Origin of the sequence: Bradyrhizobium sp. ERR14 (assembly GCF_014198235.1) — a bacterium.
Taxonomy (GTDB): Bacteria; Pseudomonadota; Alphaproteobacteria; order Rhizobiales; family Xanthobacteraceae; genus Bradyrhizobium.
Window position 1 is genome coordinate 190,900 of record NZ_JACIHD010000004.1, and the last position, 15,010, is coordinate 205,909.

Below are 15,010 nucleotides of genomic sequence, written 5' to 3' on the forward strand. Positions count from 1 at the left end.
TGTGCTTCAGCGCAGCTTCAGACGCTCCGCCGGCACCGTCATGGCCGCAACACCCGCCATCACCAGCAGCAGGCCGAGCGCGAGGTTGGACGGCACGCTCTCGCCGAGCAGCAGCACGGAGAGGCCGACGCCGATCGGGATGCGCAAATAGCCTTGCGCGTTCGTGGTCAGCGTGCCGAGCCGGCCGAGGCAGACGTAGAACAGCATCAAGCCCAGCGCGCTCGAGACGATTCCCATGACGATGGTGGCGACGATTGCGGTCGAGGTCGGCTGCAGCGTCCAGGGCTGATCGATGATCAGCGAGGGCGGCAACAGGATGAGGCCGCCGAACAACAGCGAGCCGGCCGCCACCACCATCGGGTCGTATTCGGAGAGGCGAAGGCCGAAGATCGTGGCGCAGGCAAAGGAGATGGTCGCGAGCAAAATCGCGATTTCCGCCACGATCTCGCTCCCGAAGCCGCGCAGCGCGTCGAGGCCGACGATGAGAATCGTGCCGGCGAGTCCCAACATCGCGCCGGCGAGCTTGAGCAGCGTTGCCGGCTCATGCCGGGTGATCAGCGAGGTGATCAGGAACGCGAAGATCGGTGTCGTCGAGGCCAGCACCACCGTGTTCGACGCCGGCACATATTGCTGCGACCAGGTGATGATCAGGAACGGAAAGGTCGAGTTGATCAATTGCTGGGTCGCGAACAGCTTCCACACCTTCGCGTCGGTCGGGACCCTGATGCCGCGCATCCACAGGATCGCGAACAGGAAGGCAGCCGCGATCAGCGAGCGTGCCGAGATGAAGGTGATGGGCGGGATGGTGGGAAGCGCCAGCTTGGCCAGCGGGTAGGTCGAGCTCCAGCAGCAGGCGAGCGCGAGCAGCAGCGCATAGTCGCGCCAGTTGCGCGCGCCGGTTGCGGCCATGGACGGCAACGGCGATGAAACGGAGGCCGCTGAGCGCCCCGCCTCCGATGTGCTCTGCGGCACCTTGTTCCTGCTCCCCGGCGCGATAGCGCTTGCCGGGAAGTCTGGGCGAGGGGACCTGAAAAGGGAAGCCGGCGAGCTATGCGTTTGGCTGAGGTAGCGCCTTCCGCTTCATCCGCTTGATCGTGCCGGAAAAGGTCAGCAGCACCCGTGTCCCGGACATCATCTTGCCGCGCAGGAAGATCAGCGAGCCGCCGGCGCGGGTGACCTCGCCGGTGCATTCGATCAGCTCGCCCTCGCGTGCCGCGTCGAGGAATTCGCAGGCGAAGTTGGTCGTCACCGCCCGGCTGTCCAGGACATGGGTGGCGATCGCAAACAGGGAATAGTCGGCAAAGGCCATGTAGCAGCCGCCGTGGACGTTCCCGGAGCCGTTGAGGTGCTTTTTCTCGACCCGAAAGGCGCTGCGGACGCTGCCGTCCGCCTCGATCCGGTGCCAGAAGGGGCCAACATGGGACTCAAAACTGTCGCGAATCCAGGTCCGCCAGCCCACAAATTCGCCCTCGGTGGCGACGTGGAGGTCGGGGCGGCGGGGCGGGGACGCTTTGGTCAATTCGTGCAAGGAAATGGGCCTTCAATTGCGGGTCTTTAGCCCTTAAATCCGATCCGTCCGCGCCGTGCAATTCCTGTTCCCGCCGTCCCCGCCTGCAAAACCTGGGACAGCGGGAAAATGCGCCAGAAAGGGCTTTCCGGAAGCCCCCGATGTTCCTAAGAACGGCCAAACCGCCGCCGAAAGCCTCGAATCCATGAAGAACGAACCCAAGATCACCCCCGAACTGGTTGCCGCCCACGGGCTCAAGCCCGACGAATACGAGCGCATCCTGAAGCTGATCGGGCGGGAACCGACCTTCACCGAGCTCGGCATCTTCTCGGCGATGTGGAACGAGCACTGCTCGTACAAGTCGTCACGCATCCATCTCAAGGGCCTGCCGACCAAGGCGCCCTGGGTGATCCAGGGCCCCGGCGAGAATGCCGGCGTGATCGACATCGGCGACGGCCAGGCCGTGGTCTTCAAGATGGAGAGCCACAACCACCCGAGCTACATCGAGCCCTATCAGGGTGCGACCACCGGCGTCGGCGGCATCTTGCGCGACGTGTTCACGATGGGGGCGCGGCCGATTGCCTGCCTGAATGCGCTCAGCTTCGGCGCGCCCGAGCATGCCAGGACCCGGCATCTCGTCTCCGGCGTCGTTGCCGGCGTCGGCGGCTACGGCAATTCCTTCGGCGTGCCGACGGTCGGCGGCCAGGTGCGCTTCCACACCCGCTATGACGGCAACATCCTCGTCAACGCAATGGCGGTAGGCCTCGCCGATGCCGACAAGATCTTCTATGCGGCGGCCTCCGGCGTGAACATGCCGATCGTCTATCTCGGCTCCAAGACGGGGCGCGACGGCATCCACGGCGCCTCGATGGCCTCGGCCGAGTTCGATGACAAGTCCGAGGAGAAGCGCCCGACGGTGCAGGTCGGCGACCCCTTCGCCGAGAAGCTGCTGCTCGAAGCCTGCCTCGAGATCATGGAGAAGGGCTGCGTCATCGCGATCCAGGACATGGGCGCGGCGGGCCTGACCTGCTCGGCCGTCGAGATGGGCGCCAAGGGCGACCTCGGCGTCGACCTCGATCTCGATGCGGTGCCGACCCGCGAGACCGGGATGAGCGCCTACGAGATGATGCTCTCGGAAAGCCAGGAGCGCATGCTCATGGTGCTCAAGCCCGAGAAGGAAAAGGAAGCCGAGGCGATCTTCAAGAAGTGGGGCCTCGACTTTGCCGTGGTCGGCTACACCACGCCGAGTAAGCGCTTCGTGGTCAAGCATGGCGGTGACGTCATGGCCGATCTGCCGATCAAGGAGCTCGGCGACGAGGCGCCGCTCTACGACCGTCCGCATGTCCCCTCCGCCGCGTTGCCGGTCGTGCATGCGCGCGACGTGCCGGCGCCGATGGGCCTCGGGCCTGCGCTGGAGAAGCTGATCGGCTCGCCTGACATGTGCTCTAAGCGCTGGGTCTGGGAGCAGTACGACCACGTCATCCTCGGCAACACCATGCAGCGTCCCGGCGGCGATGCAGCGGTCGTGCGCGTCGAGGACGGGCCGAAGGGCCTCGCGCTCACCGTCGACGTCACGCCGCGCTATTGCGAGGCGGATCCGTTTGAGGGTGGCAAGCAGGCGGTGGCGGAAGCCTGGCGCAACATCACCGCGGTCGGTGGCAAGCCGCTCGCGATCACCGACAATCTCAATTTCGGCAATCCTGAGCGGCCCGAGATCATGGGCCAGTTCGTCGGCTGCCTGAAGGGCATCTCGGAAGCCTGCCGCACGCTGGACTTTCCGGTCGTCTCCGGCAACGTCTCGCTCTACAACGAGACCAACGGCCGCGCGATCCTGCCGACGCCCTCGATCGGCGGCGTCGGCCTGCTCGACGATTTCACCAAATCTGCCTCGCTCGCCTTCAAGGCCGAGGGCGAAGCGATCCTCCTGGTGGGCGAGACCCATGGCTGGCTCGGCCAGTCCGTTTACCTGCGCGATATCTGCGGTCGCGAGGAGGGCGCGCCGCCGCCGGTCGATCTCGCCGCCGAGAAGCGCAACGGCGATTGCGTGCGCGGCATGATCCATGGCGGTACTGCAACTGCCGTGCACGACCTCTCCGACGGCGGTCTGTTGATCGCGCTGGCCGAGATGGCGATGGCGGGCGGCATCGGGGCCAAGCTGCTGGCGGCGCCGACCTCGCTGATCTCGCAGGCCTATTGGTTCGGTGAGGACCAGGCGCGCTATCTCGTCACCGTGCCGGAAACCGAAGCCGGCCGCGTACTTGCCAAGATGCGTGGCTGCGAAGTGCCCTGCGTGCGGATCGGCACCACCGGCGGCGATGCGATCGCGATCGCGGGCGAAGCGCCCGTGGCGATCGATGCGCTCCGTAAGTCGTTCGAGCGCTGGCTGCCGGAATATATGGGTGGGAAGGCGGCGTAGCGACGCCATCCGTCATTGCGAGGAGCCACCGGGTCCCGCCTTTGGCGGGCCCGATGACAGGCTCCGCGACGACGCAATCCACACTGCTGCCTGCGGTGAGATGGATTGCTTCGCTGCGCTCGCAACGACGATAGGAGGCCGGTGCCGCTTCCTCAAAGCACCTTCGTCGCGCCCGGGATCTGCCGCAACGCTCGCGTCAGCGCCCAGCTCGCCATGACTGTCAGTACAAATCCGATCGTGGCCTTGACGATCGCCGGCAGGCCATAGTCGAACAGCCAATATTGCAGCCACAGTGCGATTGGATAGTGCACCAGGAACATGCCGAACGCGTCGCTCTGCATTGGATCGAGCAGCTTGGCTGAGCCTGATTGCCTGAACCTCTGGAAAAAGGCCAGGATCAGAAACATGATGGCCACGCTGAAGACAGTGAAGCAGATGGCATAGAGCGCTTCATACCAGTCCGGCAACGGCGACGGGTTGCCCAGTATTTCGCGCTTGATAAAGATCAGCACCCACAAGAGGCAATACGGAACGATCGCCAGCACCATCCAGTCCCAGCTGACCTTTGCCATCCGGCCGTCGACAGCGAGCAGCCCGCGATCCATTTGCGCAACGCCGATGCCTGCACCGAAAAAGAAGTAGGTCGCGTAGAGCATCACGCGCCCGTGCTGGACCGAGAACGGCCCGAACTCGAACCAACTGCTTGGTCCGAAGTGAACCCTCCCGGGAATGTAGAACGCCGCGGTGACGGCAAGCATGACCGCGAAGAACACGGCGGGCCGACGGCGACCGTATAGCGAGAGGCGATTGATCGGATCGAGCAGATTGGGCGACAGCCGGTGCAGCAGGCAGGCAACCAGGTCGAAAGCGAACAAGACCCAAAGGAACCAAATCGGCCCGCTCGGCCACGGGCCCTTCGTGACCATATTCCACCAGAATTCCGAAAAGCCGATCTCGGGATGCTGCCGCAGGGAGATCGCGTAGTAGGCGAGCGGAATGACCGTAAGGGCGCAGATCGCGAAGGGTAAGCCAAGCCGAAGCAGGCGATCTGCCAAATAGCTCCGTGCTCCCTTCCGGGCGATGCCAGACCAGGCGAACAGCCCCGACAGGAAGAAGAACATCGCCATGAAGAAACTGTCGGTGGCGAGCACGATCATGTCGAAGCCGAAGAAGTACTTCGGATCGGTATGACCGAAATAGGTATAGGGGATCACCGCGTGATGCAGCAGCACCACCAGAGTCAGGAAGGTGCGGGCGCGATCAATCGCCAAATTGCGCGCCTTGCTTTTCGGCGCGGCATGCACCTCCGCGCCGATCGTCGCTGAATCTGCCATCGTCATCTTGGTCGCCCCCGCACTCCTGCCCCGGGCTGGACTGTGCCGCCGCGAGCCGGATTCAGCAAGGCTCGTTTGCGCGGTAGTTGAGCCCCACTTGAGCCCGACTTGGGTCCTGACACCCGTAGGAACCAGTTCCGCGCAGCGAAGTTAGCGTCCGCCGAAGGGAAGGGCTGACGGCCGCGACAAGCGGCACAATTCGGAGCTGGCAATGACGATCCTGAAATGGGCGCTGATCTTCCTACTTGTCTCGATCGTGGCCGGCGTGCTCGGTTTCACCGGCATCTCGACCGTCTCCGCCGATATCGCCCGCTTCCTGTTCTACGTCTTCGTCGTGATCTTCCTGGTGCTGCTGATATTGGGGCTCACGATCTTCAGGGCGTAGCGGGCAGTAGGTCGGACCGGAACGGGCGCCGGCCCCCAGGCGCAGGCCGTCAAAGGCTTGCGAACGGTCTTATGCGAGCCACCAGCTCCGCCAAGAACTCATCGGGGCGATCGAACGGAATGAAATGGTCTCCGCCGCGAACCCAGACGAATTCCTTATGCGGGGCCGTGATCAGGTTGAAAAATTGCTCGGCGGGTCCTCCCGGCGTCACGGCGTCTGCATCGCCCTCGATGAAGAACATGGGTATTGAAAACTCGAACCCCATTGAGGCCATGTCGCTCTGAAACATCGGCCCGTTCCGTCCCGTCAGGTACTTTGCCGAGAAGGCGGCGCCCTTCCGCCAATTGTACAGATCAAGCAGCGAGACGTCCGGCATGAAGAGCGGCGGGATGGGACCGGCCAATTGGAAGCCGTCGGCGAGCGGCAGACCCAGCACATTGCTCCATTTGTCCGCAATCAGGCGATTCTCCGGGGTGAGGACCGGCTGCGAAGCGATCGGCGCCAACTCGGCCAGAGCCTCCTTGTTGTTGGCCGCTGCCGCAAGCCGCTGCAGGCGCGCGATCGTGAGCTCGAAGGCCTTCTCAAAGGTTGCCCTGCCGACCACCTGGCCCGTGCCGACATAGGCCGAGAACAGATCCGGACGTTGCTTCGCCATCCGAATTCCCAGGAATGAGCCCCAGGAATGCCCGACCAGGACGATCTTGTCCTTGTGCAAATGCGTGCGCAGGTACTCGGCCAATTCGATGCCGTCTTGCGTCATCCGCTCCAGTGTCATCGTGGGGCCGAGCGCGTCTCCAGCCGCGCCAAAGGTGCGTCCAGTGCCGCGCTGGTCCCACTGCACGACGGTGAAATGCTTCTCCCAGGCGCGCCAACCCGAGGAGATCGGCAGGGTGGAGCCGCCGGGGCCGCCGTGGACGAACAGGAGAACCGGGTTATCCCGATCCTCGCCGCGGATTTGAATCCATTGCTTGATGCCGCCGATCTCGATGAACTCTCCCTCCTGCACGCCGGCAGGAGAGCGGATCGCGAGAGTTTGGGCAGCAAGGTGCTGACGATAGGCACGAAAACCCAGCCCGGCAGCAGCGAGCACAACAAGGATGCCGGACAATCCCAGCAACGAGACCCCAATCAGTCTTGCGGCCCGGCGCGGCATCTCGTGCCTTGTGTCGACTGGAAGGAGGCGATCCAGGATCGCCCCGGCGTCACAGCGCGTGCGCCTACCCCACTTCCTCGATTTTCACCTTATCCGGATAGAAGGCGAGATGGCCGGAAATCTCGCTCATCGCGGGAAAGGGCGTCTCGTAGGTCCAGATCGCATTATCGAGCACCTTGCCGTCGGCCTTAACGCTGTAATAGCTCGCATCCCCCTTGTAGGGGCAGTGGGTGACGCGGTCGGTACGCGCCAGCAGGGCCATGTTGGTGTCCTCCCGCGGCACATATTGCACCGCCGGATATCTGGCCTCCTTCAGCGTCAGCGCCTTGCTGGTTTCGGCGATCACGATGTCGCCCGCGGTGACACGGACGCGGCGGGGATTTGGGGTGATGGTGATGGGATGGTCGGGCCCTGGAAGCTTCATGATTTCACACCTTTTCGATCAATCTGCCGCGCGCGGCACTTTGTCGTGCCTTTATCCTGATGGGATCATGGATATAGTGCCGGAAAGCGTGACGCAGAAGTCCGTTCACGCTAAGTTTGGCCCTGCCGGAGAGGGGACCCCGGCAGCGATTCGAGACCAGAAGGAGCAAGACCCGAATGCCCATGGACGCCCACGATATCGAGGCGATGATCAAGGCAGCGATCCCCGATGCCGAGGTGACCATCCGTGACCTCGCCGGCGACGGCGACCACTATGCCGCGACCGTGATCTCGGAATCTTTCCGTGGCAAATCCCGCGTCCAGCAGCACCAGATCGTCTATCAGTCCCTGCGCGGCCAGATGGGCGGCGTGCTGCACGCGCTGGCGCTGCAAACTGGCGTGCCGGGCGCTTGATCTGATCGCGCGACGGGGGACGACGATGGCTGCGGACAATTCTCGCGGCGCGATGTTTCGCGTCATCGTGCCGAACCAGCACAGCCGCGTCACCAATGTCGAGCTGTTCTTCGACCTCGTCTTCGTCTTCGCCGTCACGCAGGTGTCGCATACGCTGCTGCACCATTTCACGCCGCTCGGCGCAGTGCACGTCACGGTGCTGTTTCTCGCGGTGTGGTGGGTGTGGGTCTATACCGCCTGGGTCACCAACTGGCTCAATCCGGAGCTGACGCCGGTCCGCGTCATGCTCTTTTTGATGATGCTGGGCGGGCTGGTGCTGTCGACGACGATCCCGACCGCCTTCGACGGGCGGGGTCTGTGGTTTGCGATCGCCTACGCGGCGATGCAAATCGGGCGCACGGCCTTCTGGCTGTTCGCGACGCCGCGGCATCGGACCGCGGTCCGCCACAACGCGATCCGCATTCTGACCTGGCTCGCGATCTCCGCGGTGTTGTGGATCGCAGGCGGCCTGTCCGAAGGCGAGACGCGGCTATGGCTGTGGATTGCGGCAGTCGCCTGGGAGTACGTCTCGCCGGCGGTGCGCTTCTGGGTTCCGAAACTGGGCTTCTCGTCGGTCGAGGCCTGGGCCGTCGAGGGCGGCCACATGGCCGAGCGTTGCTCGCTCTTCGTCATCATCGCGCTCGGCGAAGCCGTCGTCGTCAACGGCGCGACCTTCGCCGAGCTGGACTGGACTGCGGACAACATCATGGCCTTCGTCTCCGCACTGGTCGGCGCCATCGCGATGTGGTGGGTCTATTTCCACAAGGGCGCCGAGGCCGGCTCGGAGCGGATCTCGAAGTCCACCGAATCCGGCCGCCTGGCGCGGCTCGCCTATACCTATCTGCACACGCCGATCATCGCCGGCATCATCCTGACCGCGGTCTCGGACGAGCTGGTGCTGAAGCACCCGACCGGCCATTCCGACGTGCGCACCATCGTGAGCACGATCGGCGGGCCGCTGGTGTTCCTGATCGGCACCATCCTGTTCAAGCACGCGATCCGCGGCTTCCTCCAGCTCTCGCACGGCATCGGCATCATGCTGCTGCTGTTGCTGTGGTGGTTCGCCGCCGGCCTCCCGCCGCTCTGGCTGTCGGTCGCGTCGACGATGATCATGATCGTCGTCGCGGTGTGGGAATCGGTGTCGCTGGGATCTGCTCCGGAAGAGGCCGAGGAGCACTGACTCTGGAGCGGTCTGAGCAAGCGTCTCGAAGGATGCGCTGCGGGGAAAGCGCTCTCGCGGAGAGCGGCCGCAGCGTTTACTCCGCCACCTCCAGCGCATGCACCGAGAACATCTTCGCCGCATCCGTCCAGCTCTCGCGGACGCGCCAACCCGCGCCCTGTGCCAGCGCGGCAAAACGCTCGATGCTGTATTTGTAGCTGTTCTCGGTGTGGATGCTTTCGCCGGGGCGGAACGAGAAGCTGGTGCCGAGCAGGCGCACGGTCTGGCTCTTCTTGCTGAACAAGTGCATCTCGATGCGGTGCCGCTCGCGATTGTAGATCGCGCGATGGGTGAAGGCGGAGAGGTCGAAATTGCCGCCAAGCTCGCGGTTGATCCGCACGAGAACATTGAGGTTGAAGCGCGCGGTGACGCCGGCGGCGTCGTTATAGGCATCGAACAGCACGCGCTCATCCTTCTCGAGGTCGGCGCCAATGATCATCTGCGCGCCCCGGCCCAGGATCGCGCGTGCGCTCTTCAGGAAGGCCTGGGCTTCATGCGGCTCGAAATTGCCGATGGTCGAGCCCGGAAAGAAGCCGACCTTGGGCATCGAGGCGACCGCCCTCGGCAGCTCGAACGGCGTGGTGAAATCGGCGGTCACCGGATAGATGCCGAGCGACGGGAAGTCGCGCTTCAGGCCGTTCGCCTGCGCCTTGAGGAAGTCACCGGAGATGTCGACGGGGACATAGGCCGCGAACCTGCACTGGTTGAGCAGCAGGCGGACCTTCGTGGTCGCGCCGGCGCCGAACTCGACCAGCGCGGCATGCTCCGGAATGATCTTCGCGATCTCGCTGCCACGATCCTTCAGGATCGAGAGCTCGGTCCGCGTCGGATAATATTCCGGCAGGCGCGTGATCGCCTCGAACAGCTCCGATCCCGTCGCGTCGTAGAAATATTTCGGCGACAGTGTTTTGGGCTGCTGCGAGAGGTCCTTGATGGCCTCGCGGGCGAAGGCGGTGGTCTGTTCGTCGGGAAGATGGGCTTCGGCCAAAGCGCTGGCGTGCACATTCATGATACTCTCCTGAACGCGCTGTCCGGCGCGCATCTGTCGTCGGATGAGAACTAGTCGTAATCGGCGAGCCGCAGTCCCGTGAACTGCCAGCGGTGGTGCGGATAAAAGAAGTTCCGATAGGTGATACGGCTGTGGCCTTCCGGAGTTGCAAGCGAGGAGCCTCGCAGTACCAGCTGGTTGACCATGAACTTGCCGTTGTACTCGCCGAGCGCGCCTTCGATGGCCCGGTAGCCGGGATAGGGCGCGTACGAGCTGCGGGTCCACTGCCAGACGATGCCGAAGGCGTCGTTGAGTTGGCCGGCGCGGGCCGCGACCTCCCACTCCATCTCGGTCGGCAGATGTTTGCCAGCCCAGCGCGCGAAGGCGTCGGCTTCGTAGTAGCTGATATGGCAGACCGGCGCGGTGGGATCGACCGGCTTCACACCGGCCAGCGTCATCACGTGCCACTGGCCATCGATCTCGCGCCAGTAACCCGGGGCCTGCCAGTCTTCCTTGCTGGCTGCGGCAAAGCCGTCCATCAGCCACAGCGTCGCACGCCGGTATCCGCCGTCCCGCATGAAGGCCAGCCACTCGGCATTGGTGACCAGATTGCGCGCGACCCTGACCGGGCCGACGAGGGCGCGATGCGCCGGCTTCTCGTTGTCGAAATGAAAGCTGTCGTCGACATGGCCGACGGTGTGGATACCCTCGTTCAGCGTCAGCCAGTCGTCGCCAGCGCGCGTCGCGGCCGGGAAGCGCCAGTCCGGGTCATAGGCCGGATAGACCGGGTTCTGCGCGAAGGCGTGCAGGACGTCGGTGAACATCAATTCCTGGTGTTGCTGCTCGTGGTTGAGCCCGACCTCGACCAGCGGTGCGATCGCGCGAAGCTTGTCCTCCCCCGCCTCGCGGAAGAATTTCACGACCGCCGCATCGACATAGTTGCGATAGGCGCCGACCTCGTTTGCGCTGGGACGGGTGATGTCGCCACGATGATTGCGGGCATGACGCGGGCCGGCGCTGACGTAATAGGAATTGAACAGGAATGCGAAATCGGGGTGGAAGGGTCGGTAGCTAGCCGCGTGCTCGCCGAGCAAAAATTGTTCCCAGAACCAGGTGGTATGGGCCCGGTGCCATTTCGTCGGGCTCGCATCGGGCATGGACTGGATCTGCTGGTCCTCCGGCGAGAGCGGCGCGGCCCGGCGTTCGGTCTCGTTGCGGACGGCGAGAAAGGCGTCTTCCAGCCGCTGGGCGAGGTTACCGGCAGAGGACAGTGACGAAAGCGAGGGGGCGGCCGTAGCGGAGGCTTGTTTCGTCACGTTTTTCTCCAGACAGGACAAGAGAACGTCGTTGGCGTTGCCCGGTTCCAAAACCGAGGTTTGTCCTAGATAGGGGCTCCGTTACGGTATGAAAGTCCTCCCCGGCGATGATATTGATGTCATCAGCCTATGGATCCGGCTTGGGGGGCAAGCCGGCCAGCGGGGCATGTCGCCGCCATTTTACTTTGGATGCACAACGGTTTGGGCTACATATATAGGCAGGTATCGGGTTAGATCGGCGGAGCCAGCCCGAATTGATTGGTGGGGGCTCCGCCCCAGAAGGACACGGAAATGAGCATCGAGGAATTCATCGCCAACGAAGTGAAGTCGAACGACGTGGTTCTGTTCATGAAGGGCACGCCGCAATTTCCGCAGTGCGGTTTCTCCGGCCAGGTCGTCCAGATCCTCGACCATATCGGCGTCGGCTATAAGGGCCTCAACGTTCTCGAATCCGCCGAACTGCGCAACGGCATCAAGACCTTCTCCAACTGGCCGACCATCCCGCAGCTCTATGTGAAGGGCGAGTTCGTCGGCGGCTGCGACATCGTCCGCGAGATGTTCCAGGCCGGTGAATTGCAGCAGCTTTTTACCGAGAAGGGCGTCGTCGTCGCGGCCTGATAGGTGACCCAGCTGACGCGCCGGATTGGCGGCGCCGAGCTCGAGGTCATTGTCGCAGACATCACCACACTGAGCGTTGATGCCATCGTCAACGCGGCCAACACGTCGCTCCTTGGTGGGGGCGGCGTGGATGGTGCGATCCATCGGGCGGCCGGCCCCGATCTGGTCGCCGAATGCCGCATGCTCCACGGCTGCAAGACGGGTGATGCCAAGATCACCAAAGGCTACCGGCTCAAGGCTGCCCATGTGATCCACACCGTCGGACCGGTCTGGAATGGCGGCACGCTCGGAGAGGACGATCTGCTCGCGTCCTGTTATCGCGGCTCGATGGAGCTGTGCGGGAAGCACAAGCTGACCTCGGTGGCATTTCCCGCGATTTCGACCGGCATTTTCCGCTTTCCAGCCGACCGGGCCGCCGATATCGCCGTTCGTACCACAATCGAAGGGCTCGCTTTGGCGCCGTCCGTGGCCCGCGTGGTGTTCTGCTGCTTCGCCGAGCCGAGCGCCAAGCTCCACGCCGAGGCGCTTGCGCGACACGCCGGCCCTTGTGCCTGATGGCGCGCTCAGTACACTCCGCCGGGCCATGTTCCGGGGAGGGGATATGATTTCACAGTCTGGACTGCGTGCGCTGGTCTGCGGCGCGCTGGTGTCGCTCGGCGCGATGTCGCTGGCGCGAGCGGAGGGCACCTACGAGATTCCGGCCGGCGCGCATTTCAATCGGGACAAGCTCGGCAAGATCAGCGAATTCTTCAAGAACGAGGTTGCGACCGGCAAGATCGCCGGCGCGACCGTACTGATCCGGCAGCACGGCAAACCGGTCTATCACGAAGCCTTCGGCGTGCAGGACGTGGTCAGCAAGGCGCCGATCACGGACAAGACGATCTTCCGCCTGTTCTCGATGTCCAAGGCGATCACTTCGGTGGTCGCGATGCAATTGGTCGAGGACGGCAAGATCAAGTTGGATGATCCCGTCTCGAAGTACATTCCGTCCTTCGCCAATGTGAAAGTCGGCGTCGAGAAGAAGGCGGAGGACGGCACCAAGTCGCTCGAGCTGGTGCCGCCGAACCGGCCGATGACGGTGCATGATTTGATGACGCACACATCGGGCATCACCTATGGCTTCTATGGCGACAGCCTGGTCCGCAAGGCCTATCGCGATGCCAACCTCTACGCAGGCGATTTCGACCTCGCCGAGTTCGCCGAGCGCATCGCCAAGCTGCCGCTGCACAACCAGCCGGGTGCGCTCTGGCAATACGGCCATTCCACCGACGTGCTGGCACGCGTGATGGAGATCGCGGCCGGCAAGCCGCTGATCGACATCATGCGCGAGAAGCTGCTCGATCCGCTCGGCATGGTCGACACCGGCTTTTTCGTCGCCGCTCCCGAGAAGCAGAAGCTGCTGGCGCAGCCGGTGCCGAACGACAGCGACTTCCGCGTTGGCCGGATCAATGATCCGACCGTGGTCAAGAAGATGCAGTTCGCCAGCGGTGGCATGGTGACGACCATGGCCGATTATGAGCGCTTCGCGCAGATGCTGCTCAACGGCGGCAGCCTCGACGGCAAGACCATTCTCAAGCCTGAGACGTTCAAGCTGATGACGACCGATCAGCTCGGCCCCAAATCAGGCGTCGATCGCGATTATTTCTACTTCCCCGGCGACGGTTTCGGCTTCGGCCTAGGGCTCGCGGTGCGCACCGATCCCGGCAACGCAAAACCGCCGCCGCCCGGCAATCTCGGCGAGTTGAAATGGGACGGCGCCTCCGGCTGCTATTTCGTCATCGATCCCAAGCAGGACATGTTCTTCGTGCTGCTGGAGCAGACCCCGACCGAGCGCCAGCGCGTGCAGCGGACATTGAAGCTGTTGGTCTATGAAGCCATGGAAAAGTGACATGTTCGGGCGCCGCGCTTTCATCGCGGCGCTCGTGCTTCTGGTCGGAGCGGTCGGTGCGAAGGCCGGCTCCGAAGCACGCAGCGCTCGCACGCTCTCGGCCCAAGGGCTGGCGAAGATCTCCGACTACATCCGCAACGAGATCGTGACCGGCAAGATTCCCGGCGCCATTCTGCTGCTCCAGCAGCATGGCAAGCCGGTCTATTACGAGAATTTCGGCGTTCGCGATGTCGCGACCGAGAGTTCGATGAGCGCGGACACGATCTTCCGTCTCTATTCGATGTCGAAGCCGATCACCTCGGTCATGGCGATGATGCTGGTCGAGGAAGGCAAGCTCGCGCTCGAGGATGCCGTCGCAAAGTACATTCCGGCCTTTGCCGATATGAAGGTCGGCGTCGAGAAGAAGGCGGAGGACGGCAAGGTCTCGCTGGCACTGGAGCCGCTGCAGCGTCCCGTCACGATCAAGGATCTGCTGCGCCACACCGCGGGGCTGCCTTACGGTTCTTCTGGCGGCGGCGCGGTGCGCGAGCTCTATGCGGCCGCCAACCTCTTCAATGGCGATGTTTCCAACGCCGATTTCGTCGCGAAGCTCGCGGCGCTGCCGCTCGCCGAGCAGCCGGGCACGCTGTGGGACTACGGCTTTGCCACCGACGTGCTCGGCCGGGTTGTCGAGGTCATCTCGGGCAAGACGCTGCTGCAGTTCGAGAAGGAGCGGCTGCTCGACCCGCTCGGCATGACGGAGACGGCGTTCTACGTCACCGACCCCGCCAAATTCCTACGCATCGCCGAACCGATGCCGGATGATCGCAACATCAATGCAACGACACCGGTTCGCGACATCAGGCGCCCGGCGATCTGGCAATCGGGCGGTGCCGGCCTCGTCGGCACAGTCGGCGACTACGCCCGCTTCGCGCAGATGCTGCTGAATGGCGGCAGCTATGAAGGCCGGCGCTATCTCAAGCCCGAGACCATCGCGCTGATGGCGTCGGATCACATCGGGCCGGAAACGAAGATCGCGCGCGATCAGAACTATTATCCGGGCGGCAGCTCCGGCTTCGGCCTCGGTTTTGCGGTGCGCACTTCGGTGCCCCCGGGGACGTCATGGCCGCTTGGCGAATATCGCTGGGACGGCGTCGGCGGCACCTTCTTCTTCATCGACCCGGAAGACGATTTGTTCGGGATCTTCATGGTGCAGACCCCGTCGCAACGCGGCCGGATCCAGCTGGCGTTGAAGACGCTGATCTATCAGGCGATGGGTCGGTAGACTCTCGTTTTGACGCGTTTTCTTTACGCGAACCGGTATCCACTTC

General features: G+C 63.7%; 15 protein-coding genes. 8 read left to right on the top strand and 7 right to left on the bottom strand.

Annotated elements, in window-relative coordinates; genetic code table 11:
• Window positions 1–6: 6 nt before the first annotated feature.
• On the bottom strand, window positions 7–972 hold the full coding sequence (locus GGD62_RS14125) for a DMT family transporter (protein WP_183708850.1): 966 nt from the start codon (window positions 970–972) through the stop codon (window positions 7–9).
• A gap of 76 nt (window positions 973–1,048) precedes the next feature.
• On the bottom strand, window positions 1,049–1,528 hold the full coding sequence (locus tag GGD62_RS14130; RefSeq protein ID WP_018316590.1) for a PaaI family thioesterase: 480 nt from the start codon (window positions 1,526–1,528) through the stop codon (window positions 1,049–1,051).
• A gap of 184 nt (window positions 1,529–1,712) precedes the next feature.
• On the opposite strand from GGD62_RS14130, the gene purL reads away from it, so the two are divergent.
• Window positions 1,713–3,923 carry a phosphoribosylformylglycinamidine synthase subunit PurL gene (purL, locus tag GGD62_RS14135; protein WP_018316589.1) on the top strand — a complete coding sequence of 737 codons (2,211 nt, stop codon included), beginning with the start codon at window positions 1,713–1,715 and terminating at the stop codon, window positions 3,921–3,923.
• A 152-nt stretch (window positions 3,924–4,075) separates the two neighbouring features.
• Here the strand turns inward: purL and GGD62_RS14140 are convergent, their stop codons facing one another.
• Window positions 4,076–5,263, bottom strand: coding sequence for an acyltransferase (locus tag GGD62_RS14140; protein ID WP_018316588.1), 1,188 nt, complete (start codon window positions 5,261–5,263; stop codon window positions 4,076–4,078).
• 205 nt (window positions 5,264–5,468) lie between these two features.
• On the opposite strand from GGD62_RS14140, the gene GGD62_RS14145 reads away from it, so the two are divergent.
• Window positions 5,469–5,642: a DUF1328 domain-containing protein gene (locus tag GGD62_RS14145; RefSeq protein WP_018316587.1), complete on the top strand. Its 174-nt coding sequence runs from the start codon at window positions 5,469–5,471 to the stop codon at window positions 5,640–5,642.
• 49 nt (window positions 5,643–5,691) lie between these two features.
• Here the strand turns inward: GGD62_RS14145 and GGD62_RS14150 are convergent, their stop codons facing one another.
• Both GGD62_RS14150 and GGD62_RS14155 read right to left on the bottom strand, forming a co-directional pair.
• On the bottom strand, window positions 5,692–6,795 hold the full coding sequence (locus GGD62_RS14150; protein ID WP_183708851.1) for an alpha/beta fold hydrolase: 1,104 nt from the start codon (window positions 6,793–6,795) through the stop codon (window positions 5,692–5,694).
• A 64-nt stretch (window positions 6,796–6,859) separates the two neighbouring features.
• On the bottom strand, window positions 6,860–7,219 hold the full coding sequence (locus tag GGD62_RS14155) for a DUF427 domain-containing protein (protein ID WP_018316585.1): 360 nt from the start codon (window positions 7,217–7,219) through the stop codon (window positions 6,860–6,862).
• Between the two features lie 176 nt (window positions 7,220–7,395).
• Between GGD62_RS14155 and GGD62_RS14160 the strand changes: the two genes are divergently transcribed.
• Both GGD62_RS14160 and GGD62_RS14165 read left to right on the top strand, forming a co-directional pair.
• Window positions 7,396–7,632 (top strand): BolA family protein, encoded by a 237-nt coding sequence (locus tag GGD62_RS14160; RefSeq protein ID WP_018316584.1) that lies wholly within the window; start codon window positions 7,396–7,398, stop codon window positions 7,630–7,632.
• Between the two features lie 25 nt (window positions 7,633–7,657).
• The gene (locus GGD62_RS14165; RefSeq protein ID WP_183708852.1) at window positions 7,658–8,851 is read left to right on the top strand and encodes a low temperature requirement protein A; all 1,194 of its coding nucleotides are present in this window, start codon (window positions 7,658–7,660) and stop codon (window positions 8,849–8,851) included.
• 76 nt (window positions 8,852–8,927) lie between these two features.
• On the opposite strand, the gene egtD is transcribed toward GGD62_RS14165, so the two are convergent.
• Together egtD and egtB are read right to left on the bottom strand one after the other, a co-directional pair.
• Window positions 8,928–9,899, bottom strand: coding sequence for an L-histidine N(alpha)-methyltransferase (gene egtD / locus GGD62_RS14170; protein WP_026201693.1), 972 nt, complete (start codon window positions 9,897–9,899; stop codon window positions 8,928–8,930).
• Window positions 9,900–9,949: 50 nt separating this feature from the next.
• On the bottom strand, window positions 9,950–11,245 hold the full coding sequence (egtB, locus tag GGD62_RS14175; protein WP_183708853.1) for an ergothioneine biosynthesis protein EgtB: 1,296 nt from the start codon (window positions 11,243–11,245) through the stop codon (window positions 9,950–9,952).
• A gap of 240 nt (window positions 11,246–11,485) precedes the next feature.
• On the opposite strand from egtB, the gene grxD reads away from it, so the two are divergent.
• The 4 genes from grxD to GGD62_RS14195 are packed head-to-tail and all read left to right on the top strand — an operon-like array spanning window position 11,486 to window position 14,964.
• Window positions 11,486–11,812, top strand: coding sequence for a Grx4 family monothiol glutaredoxin (gene grxD / locus GGD62_RS14180; RefSeq protein WP_018316580.1), 327 nt, complete (start codon window positions 11,486–11,488; stop codon window positions 11,810–11,812).
• A 3-nt stretch (window positions 11,813–11,815) separates the two neighbouring features.
• Entirely contained in the window at window positions 11,816–12,367 is a 552-nt protein-coding gene (locus GGD62_RS14185) for an O-acetyl-ADP-ribose deacetylase (protein ID WP_183708854.1), read from the top strand.
• Between the two features lie 46 nt (window positions 12,368–12,413).
• The gene (locus GGD62_RS14190; RefSeq protein ID WP_183708855.1) at window positions 12,414–13,700 is read left to right on the top strand and encodes a serine hydrolase; all 1,287 of its coding nucleotides are present in this window, start codon (window positions 12,414–12,416) and stop codon (window positions 13,698–13,700) included.
• A 1-nt stretch (window position 13,701) separates the two neighbouring features.
• Window positions 13,702–14,964: a serine hydrolase gene (locus GGD62_RS14195; RefSeq protein ID WP_183708856.1), complete on the top strand. Its 1,263-nt coding sequence runs from the start codon at window positions 13,702–13,704 to the stop codon at window positions 14,962–14,964.
• The last annotated feature ends 46 nt before the right edge of the window (window positions 14,965–15,010 follow it).